Annotated in this window: 22 protein-coding genes; 8 read left to right on the top strand and 14 right to left on the bottom strand. The window is 67.8% G+C overall.

All coding sequences use genetic code 11. The features are described from left to right. Positions 1-50: 50 nt before the first annotated feature. Positions 51-1271: a CaiB/BaiF CoA transferase family protein gene (locus CUJ89_RS07350; RefSeq protein ID WP_114176761.1), complete on the top strand. Its 1221-nt coding sequence runs from the start codon at positions 51-53 to the stop codon at positions 1269-1271. 39 nt (positions 1272-1310) lie between these two features. On the opposite strand, the gene CUJ89_RS07345 is transcribed toward CUJ89_RS07350, so the two are convergent. Beyond that, the gene (locus CUJ89_RS07345; protein ID WP_114176760.1) at positions 1311-1859 is read right to left on the bottom strand and encodes an RBBP9/YdeN family alpha/beta hydrolase; all 549 of its coding nucleotides are present in this window, start codon (positions 1857-1859) and stop codon (positions 1311-1313) included. Between the two features lie 193 nt (positions 1860-2052). Continuing rightward, positions 2053-2262 (bottom strand): ornithine acetyltransferase, encoded by a 210-nt coding sequence (locus tag CUJ89_RS07340; RefSeq protein ID WP_006497729.1) that lies wholly within the window; start codon positions 2260-2262, stop codon positions 2053-2055. A 252-nt stretch (positions 2263-2514) separates the two neighbouring features. Here CUJ89_RS07340 and CUJ89_RS07335 point away from each other — a divergent pair, with 252 nt between their 5' ends. Next, on the top strand, positions 2515-4224 hold the full coding sequence (locus tag CUJ89_RS07335; protein ID WP_114176759.1) for a glutamine--tRNA ligase/YqeY domain fusion protein: 1710 nt from the start codon (positions 2515-2517) through the stop codon (positions 4222-4224). Positions 4225-4337: 113 nt separating this feature from the next. Here CUJ89_RS07335 and CUJ89_RS07330 read toward each other — a convergent pair whose 3' ends face one another. The 3 genes from CUJ89_RS07330 to CUJ89_RS07320 form a co-directional block, all read right to left on the bottom strand. Then, complete coding sequence (locus CUJ89_RS07330) at positions 4338-4808, bottom strand: NUDIX hydrolase (protein ID WP_114178526.1); 471 nt, start codon at positions 4806-4808, stop codon at positions 4338-4340. An 11-nt stretch (positions 4809-4819) separates the two neighbouring features. Next, complete coding sequence (locus tag CUJ89_RS07325; protein WP_114178525.1) at positions 4820-5206, bottom strand: RT0821/Lpp0805 family surface protein; 387 nt, start codon at positions 5204-5206, stop codon at positions 4820-4822. A 109-nt stretch (positions 5207-5315) separates the two neighbouring features. Then, complete coding sequence (locus CUJ89_RS07320; RefSeq protein WP_114176758.1) at positions 5316-6701, bottom strand: cytochrome-c peroxidase; 1386 nt, start codon at positions 6699-6701, stop codon at positions 5316-5318. A 223-nt stretch (positions 6702-6924) separates the two neighbouring features. On the opposite strand from CUJ89_RS07320, the gene CUJ89_RS07315 reads away from it, so the two are divergent. Continuing rightward, the gene (locus tag CUJ89_RS07315; RefSeq protein ID WP_114176757.1) at positions 6925-8511 is read left to right on the top strand and encodes an acid phosphatase; all 1587 of its coding nucleotides are present in this window, start codon (positions 6925-6927) and stop codon (positions 8509-8511) included. A 97-nt stretch (positions 8512-8608) separates the two neighbouring features. Here the strand turns inward: CUJ89_RS07315 and CUJ89_RS07310 are convergent, their stop codons facing one another. The 6 genes from CUJ89_RS07310 to CUJ89_RS07285 form a co-directional block, all read right to left on the bottom strand. Beyond that, the gene (locus tag CUJ89_RS07310; protein ID WP_236654944.1) at positions 8609-10015 is read right to left on the bottom strand and encodes an alginate export family protein; all 1407 of its coding nucleotides are present in this window, start codon (positions 10013-10015) and stop codon (positions 8609-8611) included. A 149-nt stretch (positions 10016-10164) separates the two neighbouring features. Beyond that, a complete protein-coding gene (locus tag CUJ89_RS07305; RefSeq protein ID WP_114176756.1) occupies positions 10165-10860 on the bottom strand; it encodes a YoaK family protein in 696 nt (231 codons plus the stop codon). Further along, the gene (locus CUJ89_RS07300) at positions 10857-11771 is read right to left on the bottom strand and encodes a VOC family protein (RefSeq protein WP_114176755.1); all 915 of its coding nucleotides are present in this window, start codon (positions 11769-11771) and stop codon (positions 10857-10859) included. The genes CUJ89_RS07305 and CUJ89_RS07300 overlap by 4 nt, the downstream gene beginning before the upstream one ends. 85 nt (positions 11772-11856) lie before the next feature. Then, positions 11857-12312 carry a DoxX family protein gene (locus CUJ89_RS07295; protein WP_114176754.1) on the bottom strand — a complete coding sequence of 152 codons (456 nt, stop codon included), beginning with the start codon at positions 12310-12312 and terminating at the stop codon, positions 11857-11859. A 1-nt stretch (position 12313) separates the two neighbouring features. Further along, the gene (locus CUJ89_RS07290; RefSeq protein WP_114178523.1) at positions 12314-14203 is read right to left on the bottom strand and encodes an amidohydrolase; all 1890 of its coding nucleotides are present in this window, start codon (positions 14201-14203) and stop codon (positions 12314-12316) included. Between the two features lie 20 nt (positions 14204-14223). Beyond that, complete coding sequence (locus CUJ89_RS07285) at positions 14224-14391, bottom strand: DUF1427 family protein (RefSeq protein WP_043182444.1); 168 nt, start codon at positions 14389-14391, stop codon at positions 14224-14226. A gap of 122 nt (positions 14392-14513) precedes the next feature. On the opposite strand from CUJ89_RS07285, the gene CUJ89_RS07280 reads away from it, so the two are divergent. Then, positions 14514-15437, top strand: coding sequence for a LysR family transcriptional regulator (locus CUJ89_RS07280; protein ID WP_114176753.1), 924 nt, complete (start codon positions 14514-14516; stop codon positions 15435-15437). Between the two features lie 64 nt (positions 15438-15501). On the opposite strand, the gene CUJ89_RS07275 is transcribed toward CUJ89_RS07280, so the two are convergent. Beyond that, on the bottom strand, positions 15502-16188 hold the full coding sequence (locus tag CUJ89_RS07275; protein ID WP_114176752.1) for a hydrolase: 687 nt from the start codon (positions 16186-16188) through the stop codon (positions 15502-15504). A gap of 280 nt (positions 16189-16468) precedes the next feature. On the opposite strand from CUJ89_RS07275, the gene CUJ89_RS07270 reads away from it, so the two are divergent. Genes CUJ89_RS07270 through CUJ89_RS07255 form a run of 4 tightly spaced genes read left to right on the top strand, consistent with a single transcriptional unit; the run spans position 16469 to position 19689 of the window. After that, entirely contained in the window at positions 16469-16729 is a 261-nt protein-coding gene (locus tag CUJ89_RS07270) for a XapX domain-containing protein (RefSeq protein WP_114176751.1), read from the top strand. Positions 16730-16754: 25 nt separating this feature from the next. After that, positions 16755-18335, top strand: coding sequence for a cation:proton antiporter (locus CUJ89_RS07265; RefSeq protein ID WP_114176750.1), 1581 nt, complete (start codon positions 16755-16757; stop codon positions 18333-18335). 47 nt (positions 18336-18382) lie between these two features. Further along, on the top strand, positions 18383-18775 hold the full coding sequence (locus tag CUJ89_RS07260; protein WP_034183342.1) for an OsmC family protein: 393 nt from the start codon (positions 18383-18385) through the stop codon (positions 18773-18775). A gap of 29 nt (positions 18776-18804) precedes the next feature. Next, positions 18805-19689: a pirin family protein gene (locus tag CUJ89_RS07255; RefSeq protein ID WP_114176749.1), complete on the top strand. Its 885-nt coding sequence runs from the start codon at positions 18805-18807 to the stop codon at positions 19687-19689. A 54-nt stretch (positions 19690-19743) separates the two neighbouring features. On the opposite strand, the gene CUJ89_RS07250 is transcribed toward CUJ89_RS07255, so the two are convergent. Both CUJ89_RS07250 and bcsG read right to left on the bottom strand, forming a co-directional pair. Next, positions 19744-19941, bottom strand: a complete 198-nt coding sequence (locus tag CUJ89_RS07250) for a hypothetical protein (RefSeq protein ID WP_114176748.1) — start codon at positions 19939-19941, stop codon at positions 19744-19746. Further along, entirely contained in the window at positions 19923-21488 is a 1566-nt protein-coding gene (gene bcsG, locus CUJ89_RS07245) for a cellulose biosynthesis protein BcsG (protein ID WP_114176747.1), read from the bottom strand. Before bcsG ends, CUJ89_RS07250 begins: the two co-directional genes overlap by 19 nt. Positions 21489-21493: the final 5 nt, after the last annotated feature.

Below are 21493 nucleotides of genomic sequence, written 5' to 3'. Positions count from 1 at the left end.
CCAATTCGCCTTGTCCGCCAAGGCCCGCCATGAAAGGAGACGATTCGACGATGGGTGCCCTGAGCCATATCCGCGTGCTGGACCTCACCCGCGTGCTCGCGGGCCCGTGGTGCGCGCAGACCCTTGCCGATTTCGGCGCGGACGTGATCAAGGTCGAGCGCCCGGGCGCCGGCGACGACACGCGCCATTGGGGGCCGCCGTACCTGAAGGACGCGGACGGCGCGGATACCGCCGAGGCCGCGTACTACCTCGCGGCGAACCGCAACAAGCGCTCGGTGACGATCGACATCGCGACGCCCGAGGGCCAGCAGATCGTGCGCGAACTCGCCGCGCAAAGCGACGTCGTGCTCGAGAACTACAAGGTCGGCCAGTTGAAGAAATACGGGCTCGATTACGAATCGCTGCGTGCGGTGAAGCCCGATCTCGTCTACTGCTCGGTCACCGGCTTCGGCCAGACGGGCCCGTACGCGCACCGCGCGGGCTACGACTTCATCGTCCAGGGGATCGGCGGCTTCATGAGCATCACCGGCGAGCGCGACGGCGAGCCGGGCGGCGGCCCGCAGAAGGCCGGCGTCGCGATCGCCGATCTCGCGACCGGCCTGTACTCGACGATCGCCGTGCTGGCCGCGCTCGCGCACCGCGACCGTACCGGCGTTGGCCAGTACATCGACATGGCGCTGCTCGACGTGCAGGTCGCGCTGCTCGCGAACATGAACACCAACTTCCTCGCGAGCGGCAAGCCGCCCGCGCGCTGGGGCAACGCGCATCCGAACATCGTGCCGTACCAGACGTTCCAGACGAGCGACGGGTGGATCATCGTCGCGGTCGGCAACGACGGGCAGTTCCGCAAGTTCGTCGAGGCCGGCGGCCAGCCCGAACTGGCCGACGACGAGCGCTTCGCGACCAATCCCGCGCGCGTGCGCCACCGCGACACGCTGGTGCCGATCCTCGCGGAGATGGTGAAGGTGCGCGGCAAGGCCGACTGGATCGGCACGCTCGAAGCGGCCGGCGTGCCGTGCGGGCCGATCAACGATCTCGACGAGGTGTTCGACAACGAGCAGGTCGTCGCGCGCGGGCTGCAGGTGTCGCTGCCGCACCCGTGCGGCGCGGACGTGCAACTCGTGCGCAATCCGATCCGGATGAGCGCGACGCCGCCCGACGCGCGCACGGCCCCGCCGCTGCTCGGCGCACAGACCGACGACGTGCTGCGCGACATGCTCGGCTACGACGATGGACGAATTGCGGCACTGAAGGCGAAACAGGCGATCTGACGATCGGCCGCGTCAACGGCTCGCGCGGCGATTGCCCGACTACCGCGCGAGCGCGTCCAGCCAGCCGCGCGCGGCCGGCCAGTCGCCGAGCCCACTGTCCGCGTTGATGTGGCCGCGCGGGCCGATGTCGTGGAATGCGCTGCCCCACGCATGCGCGCAGCCGCGCGCGAACGCGATCGAGCCGTACGGATCGTCGCTGCTCGCGACCACGCAGGTCGAAAACGGCAGCCGCTCGTGCGGCACGGGCCCGAAGCCGTGCGCGTCGGCCGGAAACGCCGGCCCGTCGGGATCGGGCAGCGCGACGAGCAGTGCGCCGCGCACTTTCGCGAGCGCGGCCGGACGCGCATAGCGCGTCGCCCACCACGCGGTGGTCAGCGTGCCGAGACTGTGGCCGGCGATCAGCACGGGCCCGCGTGCGGCTTCGACCGCGCGGTCGAGCGCGAGACACCAGCCGTTGCGGAACGCGCGGTCCCAGTCGGGCATCGCGACGCGCGAGAAGCGCGTATCGGCACGCTCCCAGCGGCTCTGCCAGTGAAGCGGGCCCGAATTGGCGTAGCCCGGCAGGACGAAAACGAGAGGGTCGCTCATGAAAGGATTCGTCGACGCATCGCGTCGTTATGTGGCGTCGACGAAGTGTCGCACACCGCCTCCTCCCTGATGCTGCCTGTCAAAAACCGGAAGGGCATGCGTGATACCTGAGAGGGTCGCGACGCGTTCAGGACGGCGTCACGACCGGCCGGCGATCAGTCGCGCCTGCATCGCACGCGAGCGCCGGCTTCGATCAGCGCACGCCGGCGCCGACCAGGCCGCCTGCCGCCGCACCGGCGACCGTGCCGACCGGGCCGCCCGTGATCAGGTAGCCGAGCGCGCCGCCCGCGGCCGCGCCGATACCGGCATTGCGTTGCGTATGCGTCATCGCGCATGCGCCGAGTTGCGACAGGGCCGCGACGATCACCGCGGTACGAACGAGAAATGTGGTCTTCTTCATCATGATTATTGGCGTCCTCCCGCCATGCGATTACGCGAATGGCGGCATTGAATCGATGAAGTCATCATAGAAATACTCGAACGGCGCGAGCAATCCGATTTACGTCGTGTTACAGCCGACACACTATCGAGATATTGCGGTACGCATCGCGAACGCACCGGCCCCATCCTGCAAGCCGCGCGGGACGGACCCCGGTCAGGTAGAATTACGGGATTAAACCGGCGCGACGCGCCGACACAACCTGACGCCAACCGCATGAGCACCGAACGCAACGACGCCCCCGCGGCTTCCAATTTCATCCGCAACATCATCGACGACGACAACCGCACCGGCAAATGGGGTGGCCGCGTCGAGACGCGGTTCCCGCCCGAGCCGAACGGCTATCTGCATATCGGCCATGCGAAGAGCATCTGCCTGAACTTCAGCGTCGCGCGCGACTACGGCGGCGTGTGCCACCTGCGCTTCGACGACACGAACCCGGAAAAGGAAAGCATCGAGTACGTCGATTCGATCGTCGATGCGGTGCGCTGGCTCGGTTTCGACTGGCGCAAGGACGCGGTCGATCATCAGTATTTCGCGAGCGACTACTACGACAAGCTGTATGAATTCGCCGAGCTGCTGATCAAGCGCGGCAACGCGTATGTCGACAGCCAGAGCGCGGACGAAATGCGCGCGAACCGCGGCTCGCTGACCGAAGGCGGCAAGCCTTCGCCGTTCCGCGACCGCACGCCCGACGAAAACCTCGACCTGTTCCGCCGCATGAAGGCCGGCGAGTTCAAGGAAGGCGAGCATGTGCTGCGCGCGAAGATCGACATGGCTTCGCCGAACATGAACATGCGCGACCCGGTGATCTACCGGATCCGCTACGCGCACCACTACCGCACCGGCGACACATGGTGCGTGTATCCGATGTACGACTACACGCACTGCATCTCGGATGCGCTCGAAGGCATCACGCATTCGCTGTGCACGCTCGAATTCGAGGATCACCGCCCGCTGTACGACTGGGTGCTGAACGAACTCGCGGACGCCGGCGTGTTCACGCGCCCGCTGCCGCAACAGATCGAATTCTCGCGGCTGAACCTCACGTACGCGATCACCAGCAAGCGCAAGCTGCTGCAACTCGTCACCGAAGGCCACGTCGACGGCTGGGACGACCCGCGGATGCCGACGATCGTCGGCGTGCGCCGCCGCGGCTTCACGCCGGAGAGCATTCGCCTGTTCTGCGAGCGGATCGGCGTGACGAAGATCGATTCGTGGATCGACATGAGCATCTTCGAAGGCGCGCTGCGCGACGTCCTCGACGACAAGGCGCCGCGCACGGCCGCGGTGCTCGATCCGCTGAAGCTCGTGATCGACAACTATCCGGAAGACCTCGAGGAAGCGTGCACGGCGCCCGTGCACCCGCATCATCCGGACCGCGGCGTGCGCACGTTCCCGATCTCGCGCGAGCTGTGGATCGAGCGCGACGATTTCGTCGAAAACCCGCCGAAGGGCTATTTCCGCCTGTTCCCGGGCAACAAGGTGCGCCTGCGCTACGGCTACGTGATCGAATGCACGGGCTTCGACAAGGACGCCGACGGCAACGTGACGGCCGTGCACTGCAACTACTTCCCGGACAGCAAGTCGGGCACCGAAGGCGCGAACACGTACAAGGTCAAGGGCAACATCCACTGGGTCAGCGCGAAGCATGCGCAGGCGGCCGAAGTGCGGATCTACGACCGCCTGTTCAAGGAACCGCATCCGGACGCGGGCGGCGCGAACTTCCTCGAAGCGCTGAATCCCGATTCGAAGAAGATCACGCAGGCATTCGTCGAACCGGGCGCCGGCGACGTCGCGCCGGAAACGCACTTCCAGTTCGAGCGGCACGGCTATTTCGTTGCCGACCGTGTCGATTCGAAGCCGGGCAAGCCCGTGTTCAACCGCGTCGTCGGGCTGCGCGACAGTTGGGGCAAGCCGGCCTGACGGGCTGCTCCGCGCGCGGCGTGCGGCCTCGAGCCTCCGTCGCGCGACCATAAAAAAACCGGCCGAGGGCCGGTTTTATACTGCTTGCATCGAAACGAAGCCGCCGCGTTCATTCACGCACCCGACAATCGCCGATGCAGCTCCACCAGCGACAGCTTCGTGCGAAATAGCCGCGCAAGGCTGCGGCTCGCATACGCGTCGATGTCGCCCGGCACGGTCCAGCGATACGCATCCATCTCGGGAATCATCGAGCCGTCGCGACGGCTCGGGAACAGCGACGTGCACGTGCAGTGCGCGGGATCGATCTCGCCTTCCGCAACCTGCACCGCGAACAGGTGCAGGTCCTTGTCGTGCCGGTATGCGAAGCAGCCGAGATCGAGCAGCCGGGCCGGCGCGAATTCGATGCCGGTTTCCTCGAGCAGTTCGCGCAGCGCGGCGTCGGCCGGCGACTCGCCCGGTTCGCCCTGCCCTTTCGGGATGTCCCAGTGCGTGGTGTCCGTCGCGTGCGCGAGGAACACGCGGCCGGCCGCATCGAGGATCACGACGCCGCACGACACCGTGCGCGGCGCGCCGCACCGCTTCATCATGCGCGTGCTCAGCGCTTCTGCAGTTGCCACTTGCCCGCGGCCGTCTTGCAGTAGACGGGCTTGAGCGTCATCGTCTGGCCCTTCGCGGTGATTTCGGTGGTGATTTCACGGCAGGTCTTGCCGTCCGTCTCGGTCGTGGTCGGCGTGAGCTTCGCTTCGATCTGCGTGCGGCTGCCGCTGTTCTGCCACGTCGTGGTCTCGCCGTCCTTGCCTTCGTCGCGCACCTTCGCGGCGGCCTTCGACAGCGACGCCGTGTCGGCCTTGCTGAAATAGCTGAGCGGCGTGTCGTTCAGGAAGTTCAGGTTGTTCTGCGCATGGGCGGGCAGCATCGCGGCTACGCACGCGGCGCCGGCCAGCACACGCGTGACGACGGAAAGGGATGCACGCATCGACATGTTGTTCTCCTTGGATGTTCGATCGAACGGCGCGGTGCATGCCGGCGAACCGGCATGCACCGCGCCCGTCAGCGAGCGAGCATAGCATGCGTGCCGTCAACGATGCCTTCTAGTGCCCGGCCGACGCAGCCGTTTGCTGATATCCGTCAGTCAGCGTGCCCAGGAACGCGATCACGTCCTTGATCTCGGCCGCGTTCAGCGCCGGCTGCTCGCCGCGCTTGCGGTCGAACGGCGGCTCGCGGTTGATGTTCGGCCAGTAGCGCTTCGGCAGATCGTCGTAGATCTGCACCTTGCCGTGCACGACCGGATAGAACTTCTCCGGATGAATGTCGCGCTCGACATAGAAGCGCATCACGTCGTCGAGCGAGTGGTACACGCCGTTGTGGAAGAACGTCTTGCGCAGCGCGACGTTGCGCAGCGACGGCGTGCGGAACAGCCCGCAGAATGCGTCGCGTCCCTTCAGGTCGGTGCGCTCGGGGCCGCACGCGCCGAGATCGTAAAAGCGCGGGTCGCGATTGACGGGCAGCGCGCGGTTGCGCGGCACCGCGATCGCGATCAAGCCGAAATCGCTGAACTGCGGCGGCGTGCCGTCGAGCGCGCGCTGGCTGATGTGGCAGCTCGCGCAATTGCCCTTCTTCTCGTCGTTGAACAACTGCAGCCCGCGCAGTTCGGCAGGCGTGAGCTGCGCGTGGCCGGCGAGGTACGCGTCGTACTTGCTCGTATACGGCGAGAACAGTTCGGGGGTCTGCTCGAACGTCTCGAGCGCGCGCAGCACGGCCTTGAACGTGGCCGCATCGTCGTCGAGCACCTTCACGCCGAACACCGCGCGGAACTCGTCCGCATACGGCGCGGCCTTCACGGCCTGCGCCACCTTCGCGGGCGAACTGTTCATCTCGAACGGCGACGTGAGCGGAATGCGCGCCTGTTCGGCGCCCGTGTCGACGCGGCCGTCCCACGTGAGGCCGCCCGTCGGGCCCGCGTCGACGCTCTCGTCGCCTTCGTCGTCCGAATCGTGGAAGTGCTCGGTGAACTGCGGCACGCCCTGCAGGTACTTGAGCGACGGCACCGCGCGAAAGCCCGGGCGCTTCATGTCGTCGCCGCCGAACTGCACGGCCAGCGCATTGGGCGGCCCGAACGCGTGATCGGGGCTGTGGCACGACGCGCATGCCAGCTTGCCGGAACCTGACAGCGTAGGGTCGACGAAAAGTTGCTTGCCGAGCGCCGTCATCCGGCGCACGCCTTCGTAAACTTGCGCACGCGTCTGCGGCTGGTTCGTCGCGACCACGGCGCCGCTCGCGGCAATCGTTGCGGACGCATCCATCTTGGCGGCGCCCGGCGCACTCGCCGCGCTCGCGGCCTGCACGCGCGGCGTGCCCGCATCCGGCTGTCCGTCACAGCCGGCAAGGGTTGCAAGCGTGGTGGCCAGCGCGAGCGCGCCGGTCAGATGCAGCCACGAACGCGCGAACGCGCCGGCTGTCGGTTGGCGAGGCTTCATCGATTCGTCGGAAAGTGGGTTCAGGAGCGGCCGGAGTTTATGTCAGCCGCATGACCGTTCCATGACGACCAACCGACAGGCAATCGAAAGGACGCCTACACCCGGCTGTCAAATCGCGCCCTCAAAATGCTTACAGCCGGACATGCCACGGTCACCTCCGAGAGCCGGCGGCGCACGGATGCTCCGGTTCCCCACGCGACAAGAGAGATAGAGAGTACAACGCATGAAAAACCACGCCTGGATTCGCTTTACGCCGATCGCCGTTGCCGCGGCCGCCGCCCTCACCGCCTGCGGCGGCGACGACGTGCAGCAGCAGGGCCTGTCGACGGTGAAGAACGTCGTCGTGATCTACGCGGAAAACCGCAGCTTCGACAACCTGTACGGCAACTTCCCGGGCGCGAACGGCCTGCAGAACGTGACCGCGGCAAGCGCGCAGCAGAAGGACCGCAACGGCCAGCCGCTCGCGACGCTGCCGAAGGTCTGGGGCGGCCTGACGGCGAAGGGCGTCACGCCGGCCGTGACCGAGGCGATGACGGCCAACCTGCCGAACGCGCCGTTCGCGATCGACGACCCGAGCGGCTTCAACACGCCGATGAGCGTGACGACGCGCGACCTGTATCACCGCTTCTACGAAAACCAGATGCAGATCAACGGCGGCAAGAACGACATGTTCGCCGCATGGGCCGATTCGGGCGGCCTCGTGATGGGCCACTACACGCCCGACGCGACGAAGCTGCCGCTGTGGAAGATCGCGCAGCAGTACACGCTGGCCGACAACTTCTTCATGGGTGCATTCGGCGGCTCGTTCCTGAACCACCAGTACCTGATCTGCGCGTGCGCGCCGTTCTACGCGAACGCGGACAAGAGCCCGGCCGCCGGCTCGATCTCGGCCGTCGGTGCCGACGGCAAGTCGCTGCAGCTCGCGAGCAACTCGCCGGCTTCCGCGCTCGACGGGATTCCGAAGTTCGTGAACTCGGGCAACCTGACGCCGGACTTCTACGCGATCAACACGATGCAGCCGCCGTACCAGCCGAGCGGCAACAAGGCCGCGTCGGGCGGCGACCCGAACCTCGCCGATCCGTCCGCCGCGTCGACGCTGCCGCCGCAAACGCAGCAGAACATCGGCGACCTGCTGACCAACGCGGGCGTGTCGTGGGCATGGTACGGCGGTGCGTGGAACCAGGCGCTGCAGGCTGCGCAGAGCGGCACGGCAAACGTGATCTACGGCCCGAACATGACGGCGCCGAACTTCCAGCCGCACCACCAGCCGTTCAACTACTACGCGAACCAGGCACCGGGCAGCACGAGCCGCGCGCAGCACTTGCTCGACGGCGGCACCGACGGCAGCGCGTTCATCCAGGCGATCGACGCGGGCACGCTGCCGCAGGTCGCGTTCTACAAGCCGCAGGGCAACCTGAACGAACACCCGGGCTACACGGACGTCGCGAGCGGCGACCAGCACATCGCGAACCTGATCGCGCACCTGCAGGCCAGCCCGCAGTGGAAGAACATGGTCGTCGTCGTCACGTACGACGAGAACGGCGGCTTCTGGGATCATGTGTCGCCGCCGAAGGGCGATCGCTGGGGCCCCGGTACGCGCATTCCGGCACTCATCGTGTCGCCGTACTCGAAGAAGGGTTTCGTCGATCACACGCAGTACGACACGGCGTCGATCCTGCGCTTCATCACGCGCCGCTTCTCGCTGCCGCGCCTCACGGGCCTGCAACAGCGCGACGACGCGCTGAAGGCCAACGGCGCGCAGCCGATGGGCGACCTGACGAACGCGCTCGCGCTGTCGCCGAACCTGTAACGGCAAACCGGCCGGCGCCATGCCGGCCGCACACGAGCACACGACAAAGGGCGGCCCAGGCCGCCCTTTGTCATTCAGCACGCGTTCGCACCGCCCGTCACCACCCGTACTTCAGCTCGACGCCGACATAGTCGGCGTTGTGCCCGCCCGCCTGCCGGATCGCGTCGCCGACCTGGAAATGCACGGCCTCGACCGCGCCGATCAGGTTCGCGGCGATCGTCCAGTCCGCACGCAGCTGCACGTACATCCCCGTCCACAACCCGCCCTTGCCGGCCGTGCCCGGCACCACGGCGTTGCCCTGCTGATAAACCGCGTCGCCGGTCGTCTCGCGCCACTGGAAACCGAGCGCGCCCAGCAGCGACAGGTTCGGCGACGGCTTCAGCGTCACCGACGGCTTCACGTGGATCAGGTTCGAGTAGCCGGTAAAGCCCGCGAGCGTGAAGTAATAGCCGTTCGGAAACAGCGGATTGAAGGTGCCGACGCGACCGTCGTGCGGATGCCGGTCGCCCGACGCCGCGTCGACCTGCAGCGCGACGCGCGGCGACCACGGCGCGTCGAGCCGGTAGCCGGCGATCGAGCCGACCGCCCACGCGCGGATCGTGCTGCTGCCGACCGTCCCCGTCTGCAGCATCGTTTCGAGATCCCAGTCGAAGCGGCCCTGCGTGCCCGTGTAGCGCAAGTCCCATACGTCGCGACGCTCGGCGCCGCTCGCATCGAGAAAGCGCGCGTTGCTGCGGTTGTAACGCGACCAGTAGCCCGACAGGTCGCCAGGCCCGACCGACTGCCGCTCGAAGCGCACGCCGCTGAACGTGAGGTCGCGGTTCGATACGTCGTCGAACGCGGACACGGTGCGGTTCTGCACAGGCTGCGTCGCATACCCGATGAAGCGCCACTTCCCGTACTCGTAGTCGGCCCACACCGCATCGAACGCCTGCCGCACGTTCGGGCCGTCGCGCGCGGCGATGAAGCGCTGCAGGTCGAACGCCATCTCCTGCCGGCCGACGCGGAACTTGAAGGTGCCGCCGCCGAGCGCACCTGTGTAGGTCGCAAATGCCTGTTCGAGATCGAGCGGGTTCCTGTCGACCGGCGAGATCGTGTTCTTGCCGAACGCGCGGTCGTCCTGCAACTGCACGAAGAACTGCCAGTGCTGGCCGAGATGCGCATCGGCATGCACCTCGACGCGCTGGATCAGGTACGTATCCGATTGCGCGGAGCCGATGCCGAACAGCGGCGCGTCGTTGGTCTCCAGGCGCTCGCGCAGGTTTACGCCGAGCGACAGATAGGATGCCGGATCGTTGCCGAGCGGGATGTATTTCAGCCCGTCGAGCGGCGCGCGCGGCACGCACGGATTCGCGAGCACCGACCAGTCTTCCTGCCAGCGGTTGAACAGCACGGTCGGCCGCTTGGCCGTGCACGTCGATGCGGGCGCGCTGTCGGCGGCCGGCGGTGCCGTCGCGGTGCTCGCGAACGCCGCGTCGTTGCCCGCGAGCAGTAGTCCGGCCATGACCGCGACGCGGGCGGCCCGATCGACGCGGCTGCCTTGTATTGCCGCAACGCCTTGCGCGCCGATGGCGGCGATCCGCGCCCGGCCGCATGCGTCGATCCGGCCCGCTCGCCGCACGCGGCCGCGCAGCGCCGTCCCATGCCGGGCGATCATGCGGACTCCTGCGTGACGGCGCGCCCGGACAATCCCGCGCATGCCGCCAGCGCCGCGAGCGCGCACGCCGGTGCGAGCAGCACCCAGAACCCGCCGTAGCGGAACCCGAGCGCCCCGCATGCTGCACCGAACGCGAACGCGACAATCGCCGGCAGCATCTTCGCGAAGCGCGCGCGTGCCACCGCGCGCGCACTGTCGGCCGTGCCGGCAGACAGCATGTCGACGACGTCGAGGATCGCCTGCGTCACGTTACCGGTCATCACCGTGTTCGGCACGCCTGCACGCGGGATCACGCGCGGATGCGCATTCTGTATGCCCATCGCGAACGTGCCGACGATGCCGGCCACGAGTGCCGGCAGGCTGTCGGGCTGCGTAACGGGCGTCGCCCACACGCCGGCCGCGCAGAAGCCGAGCAGCAGCACGGCCTGTACCGCGTGCAGCGCGCGTGCGCCCTGCCACGCGGGCCGCGCGGACAGCGACCGCGCGATCAGGCTGCTCGCGATGACGCCGCACACGAACGCGGGAAACACGCTGAGCTTGAGCACGACACCCTGGCCGAAGCCCGCGATGCCCGCGCCGATCAGCACGAAGTTGCCGGTCACGTGCGCGGTGAACAGCCCGAACAGCGCGACGAAGCTCAGCGTGTCGACGAAGCCTGCGACGCCGGCCAGGATCGTATCCTCGTGCTTCATCGTGCCGCGCTCGCGTGGATCTCGGCAACGTAGCCGCCCGGGAACTGCACGAGCGCCGCGTTGCGGCCGCCCGATGCGAACGGCGGCACGAGCACGGTCACACCCGCGGCCTTTGCCTTCTCCAGCGTTGCGTCGAGATTCTGCACCTCGTAGCCGGTCGTTTCGCGCCCGAACGGATAAGGCAGATGGCCGTCCGTCACGAGCACGGTCATCTTGCCGAAGCCCGACTCGATGCGGATGCGGCGATAGGTGTCGTTCGGCCGGCCGATTTCGATGCCGGGTGCCTTGAGGTTGTCGGACACCACCTTGCCGTTCGAGAACCTGACGAAATCGTGAACGAACTTGCGCACGCTTTGCGGCGACACGTACACGCGGTTCTCGGGGACCGTCTGCAACGCGTCATAGTGCGGCGCCTGGGTGTGCCAGTAGAGCTGCATCTTCAGTCCGCCCGTCCAGGCGATCACCACGTCTCGGCCGATCGGATCGGGAAACGTGTCGACGATCACGTCCGCGCCATGCTCGCGCGCCACCTTCACCGCCGCGTCCATGTCGGCGACCAGATAGCCCGTGCGCTCAGCCCCGAACGGCCAGGGGACCGGCGTCTTGAAGCCGAACACGGAGATCGTGCCCGACGGCGTGAAGACGAGCTGCGACATCGTCTGGCTCGGCGTCGGCGTGACCTGGAACACGCCCTGCTTCGACTTGCTGCCGCCGAACGTCGCGACGAAGCTGTCGGTGAAGCGGTCGAAATCCTCGGGCGCGACGTACACGTGCGTCGTGTCGTATTGCGGCCCGACGGCCAGCGTCGGGGTGGCCGCGGGCGGCACCGGCGGTTTCGCGAATGCGGCCGGCGCCGCGACGAGGCCGCATGCAACCGTAAAGGCAAGCAAGGCAGAGCGAAGTGTTTTCATCACAGGATTTCCTGGTTGTTTCGTCGTATGTATGGCTCGATGGGTCGAGATGGCCGGCCCGCCCGGCCGGCCGGATGCCGGCCGCTCACGCGCGACCGTCGCCGTTCGCGCGCCTCGCATCGGCGAGCACGGTCGCGAGCACGAGTGCGGCGATCAGCCCGAGATGCTCGAAGAAGCTGTTGAGCGCCATGAAGTGTTCGGTGCCGGTCTGGTTCCAGAAATCGTTCGCCACCGCCATCGCGACGAGCGTCAGCATGCCGAGGCTGCCGGCGCCGAGCCACGTGAAGCGGTTAAACACTACGCACAGCGAGCCGGCGATCTCGACCGCGATCGCCAGCGCCGCCCAGAGCGCGGCCGGATGCAGGCCGAAATGCGCCTGCTCCGCGACCGCGCCGCCGAAGTCCAGCGCCTTCGCGACACCGCCGATCAGGTAGGCGGACACCAGCGCCAGACGCACGAGCGGCAGGGCCCACGGCTGCGCCAGCAGCGCGCGGACCCAGGCCGGGTTGCCGAAGCCGCCGGGGCTGTTCGAAGCCGCCATGTCAGATCGCCCAGCACGAACAGCCGAACGCGCCCCAGAAACCCTTCGCGTCCGACGTCGGCAACGTGCTCCCCCACGCGCTCGCATGCGCGTGCGCATGCACGTTGCACGCGCTCGCGCAGCCGCACATCGCGGCGGCTGCCGCACGCTGCAGCGGCGCGCCGTTGCGCTGCGTCGCACCCCAGCCGCCGTAGCCGCCGTACTCGCGCACCGGCGACCAGTCCGGCATCGCGGGCGGAATCGGCGCATCGTGCGACGCGAACGGCCCTGCGCCCCATACGATCTTTCCGCCGACCACCGTCAGCAACGCGGTCGTCGCGGCAATATCATCCTCCGCGCATGTGAAGAAATCGCGATCCGGGACCACCAGGTCGGCGAGCTGCCCGACCGCTACACGCCCTTTCTTTCCTTCCTCGTTCGAGAACCACGTCACGTATTCGGTCCACATGCGCAGCGCGGTCTCGCGATCGAGCAGGTTGCGCTGCGGATACATCCGCAGCCCGCCGACCGTCTTGCCCGTCACGAGCCACGCGAGCGACACCCACGGGTTGTACGACGCGACGCGCGTCGCGTCGGTGCCGGCCGAGACCTTGATGCCCTTCGAAAGCATCTTCGCAACGGGCGGCGTCGCCTCGGCCGCCTGCGCGCCATAGCGCTCGACAAAATACTCGCCCTGGTACGCCATCCGATGCTGCACCGCGATGCCGCCGCCCAGCGCCGCAATACGATCCATCGATTTTTCGGTAACGGTTTCCGCGTGATCGAAGAACCAGTTCAGGCCGGCAAGCGGGATGTCCTTGTTGACCTTTTCGAACACGTCGAGCGCGCGGCTGATGGTTTCGTCGTAGGTCGCATGCATGCGCCACGGCCAGCGGTTCTGCGCGAGTACGCGCACGACGCCTTCGAGATCGTCTTCCATCTGCGCCGGCAAATCCGGGCGCGCGACGCGGAAGTCCTCGAAATCGGCCGCCGAGAACACCAGCATTTCGCCCGCACCGTTGTTGCGAAAATAGTCGGTACCGTCGTGATACTTGACGCTCTTGGTCCAGTTCACGAAGTCTTCCTTCTCGGCGTTCGGCTTCTGCGTGAACAGGTTGTACGCGATCCGGATCGTCATCTCGCCCGCATCGTGCAACTTGCGGATCACTTCGTAATCGTCGGGGTAATTCTGCGAACCGCCGCCCGCATCGATCACGCCCGTCACGCCGAGACGGTTCAGTTCGCGCATGAAGTGGCGCGTCGAGTTGTACTGGTATTCGAACGGTAGCTTCGGCCCCTTCGCGAGCGTCGCGTAGAGGATCGTCGCGTTCGGGTTCGCGAGCAGCAGCCCGGTCGGATTGCCCGCGGCGTCGCGCAGGATCGTGCCGCCCGGCGGCTCGGGCGTGTCCTTCGTGTAGCCGACCACCCGCAACGCGGCCGCGTTCAGCAGCGCGCGATCGTACAGGTGCAGGATGAACACCGGCGTATCGGGTGCGGCCGCGTTGAGTTCTTCGATCGTCGGCAGGCGCTTCTCGGCGAACTGGTGTTCGGTGAAGCCGCCGACCACGCGCACCCACTGCGGCGCGGGCGTGATCGCGACCTGCCGCCTGAGCATGTCCATCGCGACCGCGAGCGACGGCACGCCATCCCAGCGCAGCTCCATGTTGTAGTTCAGGCCGCCGCGAATCACGTGGGTATGGTTGTCGATCAGGCCCGGCAGCACGGTGCGGCCGTCGAGGTCGACGACCTTCGTCGCGCTGCCCGCGAGCGGCATCACGTCCGCGTTGCCGCCGACCGCAACGAAGCGGCCATCCTTGATCGCGACGGCCGTCGCGACGGGGTTCGCACGATCGAGCGTCGTGATGCGCCCGTTGTGCAGGACGAGATCGGGTTGAATATCGGTTGCGCTCATGAACATTTTCCTCGATGCGGTTAGAAGCCGAGCCAGTGACGGACCGGCGCGATGGCCTGTGCGCCGATCAGCATGCCGGCCAGGCCGACCAGTGCGATCAGCGGCGGTGCCGGCGAGCGCACCTTGATCACGCTGTATACGACGCCGATCAGCACGCCGGCGCCCAACGAAAGTAGATAAGATTCCATAACGATTTTTCTCCCGGCCGGATTAGAATCACCTGCATCGCGCGCGCCTTTGCGGTGCGTCGCATCGGCGGCACGATCCGCTGCCGCCGCATCCGTTTCGCTTCCTGCCACCCGCTCCGACCATGCAACACCTTCCTGATCTCGAAGCCTGGGCCATCTTTGCGCGCGTCGCGGAGACCGGTTCGTTCGCGAAGGCCGCCGACCTGCTCGGCGTTTCCCAGCCGACCGTGTCGAAGGCGATCGCACGCCTCGAAAAGCGCCTCGGCGCGATGCTGCTGTACCGCACGTCGCGCAAGCTGTCGCTCACGCCGACCGGCGAACTGCTGCGCGACCGCGCGATCCGCCTGCTCGCCGATGCGGAACTGATCGAAAGCGAAGCGTCCGCACAGGCGCTCGAACCGCACGGCCTCGTGCGCGTGAATGCGCCGATGTCGTTCGGGGTGCGCCATCTGTCGCCGGTGCTGCCCGCGTTTCTCGAGCGCTATCCGCGCGTCGACATCGACCTCGTGCTCACCGACCACATCGTCGACATCGTGTCCGGCGGCTTCGACGTCGCGGTCCGCATCGCGGAGCTCAGCGATTCGTCGCTGCGCTCGCGCCGGCTCTGTGCGGTGCGCCGGCCGCTTGTCGCAGCGCCCGCGTACCTCGACCGGCGCGGCCGCCCCACGCACCCGCGCGACCTCGAACAGCATGTGTGCCTCGCCTATACGAACCTGCCGACGCCCGAGCACTGGCGCTTTCGTCACTCGGCATCGGGCGAGGAGGTCGGCGTGTCCGTGCACGGCCGCATCCGCACCAACAACGCGGACGTGATCGTCCCCGCGCTCGTCGCCGGCCACGGCCTCGCGCTGCAACCCGAGTTCCTGGTGTGGGAAGAGATGCAGCGCGGCGAGCTCGAGGAAGTGATGAGCGACTGGAAGATCGCCGACATCAACGTCAACCTCGTCACGCCGCCCGGCATGCTGCGCGCCGCACGCGTGACGGTGCTGCTCGAGTTCCTCGCCGAACACTTCTCGCACGCGCCGTGGGCGCTGCCCGTGGCCTGAACGCGCGGCGGCCGACGGCAGGCAATCGCCGCGTCCATCGCGACGATCGCGGCAGGCGGCCCGTTTACTTCGCCGGCACCGCCGGGATCGACTCGTGCGGCGTCAGCGTACGCTCGGCCGCCTTGTGGACCATCGTGTACGCGTAATCGACGCCCATCCCGTATGCGCCCGAGTGCTCCTTCGCGATCGCCATCACGGCGTCGTAGCTCTCGCGGCGCGCCCAGTCGCGCTGCCACTCGAGCAGGACCTGCTGCCACGTGACGGGCACCACGCCGGCCTGCACCATCCGCTGCATCGCGAAGTCGTGCGCGTCCTTCGACGTGCCGCCCGACGCGTCGGCGACCATGTAGATTTCGTAGTCCCCTTCGAGCATCGCGCACAGCGCGAACGTCGTATTGCAGACTTCCGTCCACAGGCCCGACACGACCACCTTCTTGCGGCCGTTCGCGGCAAGCGCGTCGCGCACCTTCTGGTCGTCCCACGAGTTCATCGACGTGCGTTCGAGCGTCTTCTGGTTCGGGAACACGTCGAGCAGCTCGGGATAGGTAAAGCCCGAGAAACTCTCGCTTTCGACCGTCGTGATCGTGGTCGGGATGTTGAATACCTTCGCGGCCTTCGCGAGCCCGACGACGTTGTTCTTCAGTACCTGGCGGTCGATCGACTGCACGCCGAACGCCATCTGCGGCTGCTGGTCGATGAAGATCAGCTGGCTGTTCTGCGGAGTGAGTACTTCAAGTTTCGGGTTGCTCATGACGCGTGTCGTCCTGTAAACGGAAAAAGAAGAGCCTGCCTCGACCGTCGGAACGGGAGGAGCCGCATGTGAATTGCGCCGGATCGGGATCGTCATCCAGCTCGCAGTATTTAATCTGCAAACGCGCGGCGCGAACACCCAAGAAACGGAATCGATCCGATTCCGGAATCGATGCCCGTTCGGGGCCGCCCACCCTTTTTTTCTTCACGCAAACCCGATACCCTTTCAAGACCTTGACGGCATGCCCCCGTCGCCGATCGCCCAACACGAGACACCCACCATGAAACCGTATTTCCTGTCGCTGCTCGCCGGCATCCTTGCCGGTGTCATCTACGGCGCGATCGGCGTGAATTCGCCGGCGCCGCCGATCATCGCGCTCACCGGCCTGCTCGGCATGCTGGCCGGCGAACAGATCCTGCCCGTCCTGCGCCGGATGCTCTCGGGCCACCGGCTGAATACCGCGTGGCGCGACGCGCAGTGCAGCCAGCACATGTTCGGCGCGCTGCCGGGCGGCGCCGCGAACGACCGCAAGCCGTCGTGATGCATCCCGTCTCCGCCGGCCGCGCATGACCAACGTCGAGCTGTTCCATTACCTGCTGCTGTTGATCTGCGGCGCGGGCGCGCTCACGTGGCTCGCCGAACGGATCTCGATTCCGCCGGCCGTCGTGCTGCTGCTCGGCGGCTGCGTGGTGGCGGTCGCCGGCAAGCGCGTACCCGACATGGACCCGGCGCTGCTGCTCGCGGCCGTGCTGCCGCCGCTGCTGATGTCGAGCGGGTTCTACACCGCGTGGAAGGAGTTCCGGCAGGAACTCGCCTCGATCGCGTCGCTCGCGCTCGGCGCGGTGGCGTTCACGACCGTCGCGGTCGCCGTCGCCGTGCATGCCGCGAACCCGGCGCTGCCGTGGGCCGCGTGCTTCACGCTCGGCGCGATCGTGTCGCCGCCCGACGCGGTCGCCGCGAAGGCGATCCTGCAGCGCCACCCGCTGCCCGCGCGGCTGGTCGCGGTGCTCGAAGGCGAAAGCCTCGTCAACGATGCATCGGGCCTGCTGCTGTACCAGATGGCCGTGTCGGCCGCGCTCGCCGTGTCGATCACCGCCGCGAGCGCCACCGGCCTGTTCTTCTCGCTCACGCTGATCGGCATCGCGGTCGGCCTCGCGTGCGGCCATGCGATGTGCTGGGTGCTGCCGCGCCTGCGCGACCCGATGCTCGGCATCGTCGTGACCTTCGCGATGGCGTGGGGCAGCTACGGGATCGCGGAAGCTGTCGACGGCTCGGGCGTGCTGTCGGTCGTGACCTGCGGCCTCGTGCTCGGCGTGCGCCAGCATCGCGTGTTCGGCGCCGATATGCGGATCAAGGCGAAAGCGACGTGGGAAGCGATCGTGTTCGTGCTCGACGCGCTCGTCTTCATCCTGATCGGCCTCGCGCTGCACGCGATCCTCGCGCGCGTGAACCACGAAGGCGCGGTGCTGATGGCCGGCCTGCGCGTCGCGCTGCCCGCCACCGCCGCCGCGATCGGTGCGCGCGTCGTCTGGGTATTCGTCGCGATGTGGCTGCCGGGCCGCCTGCGCGCGCCGCGCGCGGGCCACGCGCCGTGGTCGTGGCGCGAGGCCGTCGTGCTCGGCTGGTCGGGCATGCGCGGCGTCGTGAGCCTCGCGGCCGCGATCGCGCTGCCGGGCAACTTCCCCGGCCGCGACCTGATCCTGTTCAGCACGTTCCTGCTGATCATCGCGACGCTCGTCGTGCAGGGCGGCACGCTCGCGCCGCTGATCCGCGTGCTGAAGCTGCGGCCGGCCGCGCGGCACACGATGTCCGAGCATGCGGTGCGCGCGCAGACGTTCGGCGCGGCGCTCGCCGAACTCGACGCACTCGAGCAGCGCGGGTCGAGCCTCGAGCGTCCGTCGCTCGACCGCCTGCTCGCCGAATACCGGAACCGCGTCACGTTCAACGAACGCGCGCATCGCCACGGCACCGAACCGGCCGACATGCGTGCGCGCATGCTGCGCGTCGAACTCGAACTCGTCGGCGTGTCGCGCCGCGCACTGCTCGACCTGCATCGCGACGGCAAAGTCGACGACACGGTGCTGCACCGGATCGAATCGGAACTCGATTTCGAGGAACTGCGGCTGCAGCGGCTGCTCGAACCGTAACGCCCGGCGAAGCCGCCGGCCCTCCCCCTTCCCCACCTGGAACTGCAATGAGCGAACTGTCCGTCGAAGCGAGCATCGGCTCCGTCGATTACCTCGTCCACTTCAGCGACGGCGTCCACCAGTGGCGTGCCGACGAACCGGCGCCGCTCGGCGGCGGCGATGCCGCGCCGACACCCGTCGCGCTGCTGCTGTCGAGCCTCGGCGCCTGCACCGCGATCACGCTGAAAATGTATGCGCAACGCAAAGGCTGGCCGCTCGCCGAAGTGCACGTGAAGCTCGCACACGAATCGGGCAGCGCGGGCAGCACGATCGTGCGCCGCATCACGCTCGAAGGCGACTTGTCCGGCGAGCAACGCGAGCGCCTGCTGCAGATCGCGAACGCATGCCCGGTGCACAAGATCCTCACGCATCCGATCACGATCGACACGGCGATCGCCTGACGCACCGCATCGACCACGAGCCACTCACCATGTCCGCATCGATCAAGACCCTGCTCACGCCGCGCGAAAGCGACATCGGCAACCTCGTCGTGCGCCGCGTGCTGCCCGCGCGCGCCGCACGCCTCGTCGGCCCGTTCATCTTCTTCGACGAGATGGGGCCGGCGGTACTGCCCGCCGGCCAGGGCATCGACGTGCTGCCGCATCCGCACATCGGGCTCGCGACCGTCACCTACCTGTTCGACGGCTCGCTGATGCATCACGACAGCCTCGGCTTCCGGCAGAAGATCGTGCCCGGCGACGTGAACTGGATGACGGCCGGGCGCGGCATCGTCCACTCGGAGCGCTCGCCCGACGAGGATCTCCCGCACGCGCAGCCCGTGCACGGCATCCAGACCTGGGTCGCGCTGCCGGTCGAGCATGAGGACGCCGCGCCCGCGTTCGTCCATCATCCGGCCGACACGCTACCGTCGCTCGAGCGCGACGGCGCGAGCGTGCGCGTGATCGCCGGCACCGCGTTCGGGCTCGCGTCGCCGGTCGAGGTGTTTTCGCCGACGCTCTACGCGTACGCGGCATTCACGGCGGGCGGCACGCTCGCGCTCGATGCCGAGCACGACGAGCGCGGCGTGTATCTGGTCGACGGCGACCTGAGCATCGACGGCACGCCGCTCGCGAGCGCGACGATGGCCGTGCTCGAACCCGGCGCGACCGTGGTGCTGGCCAGCGCGAACGGTGCGCGCGTGATGCTGCTCGGCGGCGCGCACCTGCCGGGCGAGCGTTTCATCGAATGGAACTTCGTGTCGAGCGAACGCGCGAAGATCGACGCGGCCCGCGTGGCGTGGGCCGCGCAGACCTTCGGCAAGGTGCCGGGCGAGGAAGACACGTGGACGCGCCAGCCGGAGCGCAAGGGGCAGTAGGCAGGCCCGCTCGCCAGCGAACGACGGCCGGCGTCCTTGCCGGCCGTCGTTCGTTCAGCGCTTCAATCCCATCAGTTTCGCGAGCGTCGGCCAGCGATCGAGCGATTCGATGAACGCGCGGCGCGCCTGTTCGTCGACGTACCGTTCAGGATCGAGCGCGGGCAGATGCCGCGCGAGGCCGAGCACGTCGTTCGGCTGCGACAGGCGATCGTCGTCGCCGTCGCCGGGAAGGATTACTGTTCGTCGATCCATACGCCGTCCGGAGTTTTCACCGCGTAGCCCGCGGCCGTCTGCATCGTCACCGTGCCCTCGTTCTCGCCGACCATCCGCGTGCGCGGCAGGTCGGCCGCGTATTGCGCGAGCGTCGCGCCCGGCTTGAACGGGCTGTTCGACACGAGGTTCGACAGCAACTGCGCGAGCGCGAGGAAGCTGGTCGGCTGCTCGATCACGGTCGTCGCGCCGTGGTTGCCCGCAAAACCGACCAGCCGCACGCCGACCGGCCCGTGCACGATGCGCGGCGTCGGGATCTCGCGCAGGCCCGCGACCTGGTTCTTGTCGCCGCGCAGCGCGGCGCCGTGCTCGGGCACGAACACGATCACCGCGCGCCGGCCCGACTGCGCGATCAGGTCGGCGAGCCGGTCGAAGTCGTCCATCAGCTTGGTCGCGCGCTGCGGATACGAGTCGATGCTCGTCAGCGAACTGCCGACCACGCGGTTGCCGTCGTGCAGGCTGATCGTGTTGTAGTACAACGCGACGGGGCCCGGAACCGACGCGCGCTGCGCGTACCAGTTCGCGAGCGTCGTGTAGTCCTCCTTGATCGCCGAGCCGTCGAACGCGTGCATCGCGACGGGCGCGGCCGCGTTCGACACCGGCGGCGCGTCGGGCACGCCGATGTTGTCGTGAATCACCTGCAGGAAGTTGTCGAAATGACCGTCGTGGTTCAGCAGCGACTGCACCGTATAGCCGGCGCCCGCGAGTTGCGCGAATAGCTGGCACTGCTGCGGCGCGGGCTTGTACAGGTCCGCATGCGCCTCCTGCCCGCAGCTCGCGCGCAGCACGCGGATCGCCGCCGGGCCGCTGTAGCTCGCGGCCGTGCTGAAGTTCGTGAACAGATAGTCGAAGCGGCTCAGCATCGGATGGTTGCGCAGCTTCGCGGCATCGAGGTCGTCCCACGACAGCGAGCAGATGTGCAGCACGATCACGTCGAACTGCGCGGCCGGATCGTTGCCGAGATGACCGAACGCGACCTGCCGCTGCGACTCCTGTGCGCGGAACGTCGCGAGCGCGGCGTTGTGGTCCTCGGGCCGGTCGGCAAGCCCCATCGTCGTTGTGCCCGGCGCGTTCGCCTGCTGCGCGGCCGGTGCGACGACGCGCGCCATCAGGCCGCTGCCCGCCTGCCACAGCGGCATCACGATCAGCACGGCCAGCACGAACGTCGCGACGCGCAGCCAGCGGTTGACGACGAAGTAGACGATCAGCGCGCCGGCCACCGTCAGCAGCAGCACGGGCGGCAGCAGGCGCGGCAGCAGTTCCATCCAGTAGTCGAGGCGGAACGTGCTCACTTCGCGCGCGGCTTCGACGAGACGCGCGAGCGGCGGCGCATGCATCTCGTGCGCGAGCAGCGGCACCGCGATCGCGATCGCCGCGACCTGCCGGACGATCCGCCACGCGCGTTGCCGGATCGGCGCGCTCGCCGCGAGCGCCAGCGCGAACGCGAGGTTCGCGAGCCACAGCGGCTGCAGGTGCCCGGTCGCGAACAGCGCGAACTTCAGGATGAAATACAGATTCCAGAACGTCATCTAAC

Origin of the sequence: Burkholderia pyrrocinia (assembly GCF_003330765.1) — a bacterium.
Lineage (GTDB): Bacteria > Pseudomonadota > Gammaproteobacteria > Burkholderiales > Burkholderiaceae > Burkholderia > Burkholderia pyrrocinia_B.
Note: the sequence above shows the minus strand (reverse complement) of the source record. Positions and strands in the feature narration are given on the sequence as shown.

Excerpts from the sequence above, each read along its gene's own strand:
- CUJ89_RS07350 (WP_114176761.1), top strand. The coding sequence starts at position 51 with ATGGGTGCCCTGAGCCATATCCGCGTGCTGGACCTCACCCGCGTGCTC.
- CUJ89_RS07345 (WP_114176760.1), bottom strand. The coding sequence starts at position 1,859 with ATGAGCGACCCTCTCGTTTTCGTCCTGCCGGGCTACGCCAATTCGGGC.
- CUJ89_RS07340 (WP_006497729.1), bottom strand. The coding sequence starts at position 2,262 with ATGATGAAGAAGACCACATTTCTCGTTCGTACCGCGGTGATCGTCGCG.
- CUJ89_RS07335 (WP_114176759.1), top strand. The coding sequence starts at position 2,515 with ATGAGCACCGAACGCAACGACGCCCCCGCGGCTTCCAATTTCATCCGC.
- CUJ89_RS07330 (WP_114178526.1), bottom strand. The coding sequence starts at position 4,808 with ATGAAGCGGTGCGGCGCGCCGCGCACGGTGTCGTGCGGCGTCGTGATC.
- CUJ89_RS07325 (WP_114178525.1), bottom strand. The coding sequence starts at position 5,206 with ATGTCGATGCGTGCATCCCTTTCCGTCGTCACGCGTGTGCTGGCCGGC.
- CUJ89_RS07320 (WP_114176758.1), bottom strand. The coding sequence starts at position 6,701 with ATGAAGCCTCGCCAACCGACAGCCGGCGCGTTCGCGCGTTCGTGGCTG.
- CUJ89_RS07315 (WP_114176757.1), top strand. The coding sequence starts at position 6,925 with ATGAAAAACCACGCCTGGATTCGCTTTACGCCGATCGCCGTTGCCGCG.
- CUJ89_RS07310 (WP_236654944.1), bottom strand. The coding sequence starts at position 10,015 with ATGGCCGGACTACTGCTCGCGGGCAACGACGCGGCGTTCGCGAGCACC.
- CUJ89_RS07305 (WP_114176756.1), bottom strand. The coding sequence starts at position 10,860 with ATGAAGCACGAGGATACGATCCTGGCCGGCGTCGCAGGCTTCGTCGAC.
- CUJ89_RS07300 (WP_114176755.1), bottom strand. The coding sequence starts at position 11,771 with ATGAAAACACTTCGCTCTGCCTTGCTTGCCTTTACGGTTGCATGCGGC.
- CUJ89_RS07295 (WP_114176754.1), bottom strand. The coding sequence starts at position 12,312 with ATGGCGGCTTCGAACAGCCCCGGCGGCTTCGGCAACCCGGCCTGGGTC.
- CUJ89_RS07290 (WP_114178523.1), bottom strand. The coding sequence starts at position 14,203 with ATGAGCGCAACCGATATTCAACCCGATCTCGTCCTGCACAACGGGCGC.
- CUJ89_RS07285 (WP_043182444.1), bottom strand. The coding sequence starts at position 14,391 with ATGGAATCTTATCTACTTTCGTTGGGCGCCGGCGTGCTGATCGGCGTC.
- CUJ89_RS07280 (WP_114176753.1), top strand. The coding sequence starts at position 14,514 with ATGCAACACCTTCCTGATCTCGAAGCCTGGGCCATCTTTGCGCGCGTC.
- CUJ89_RS07275 (WP_114176752.1), bottom strand. The coding sequence starts at position 16,188 with ATGAGCAACCCGAAACTTGAAGTACTCACTCCGCAGAACAGCCAGCTG.
- CUJ89_RS07270 (WP_114176751.1), top strand. The coding sequence starts at position 16,469 with ATGAAACCGTATTTCCTGTCGCTGCTCGCCGGCATCCTTGCCGGTGTC.
- CUJ89_RS07265 (WP_114176750.1), top strand. The coding sequence starts at position 16,755 with ATGACCAACGTCGAGCTGTTCCATTACCTGCTGCTGTTGATCTGCGGC.
- CUJ89_RS07260 (WP_034183342.1), top strand. The coding sequence starts at position 18,383 with ATGAGCGAACTGTCCGTCGAAGCGAGCATCGGCTCCGTCGATTACCTC.
- CUJ89_RS07255 (WP_114176749.1), top strand. The coding sequence starts at position 18,805 with ATGTCCGCATCGATCAAGACCCTGCTCACGCCGCGCGAAAGCGACATC.
- CUJ89_RS07250 (WP_114176748.1), bottom strand. The coding sequence starts at position 19,941 with ATGGATCGACGAACAGTAATCCTTCCCGGCGACGGCGACGACGATCGC.
- bcsG (WP_114176747.1), bottom strand. The coding sequence starts at position 21,488 with ATGACGTTCTGGAATCTGTATTTCATCCTGAAGTTCGCGCTGTTCGCG.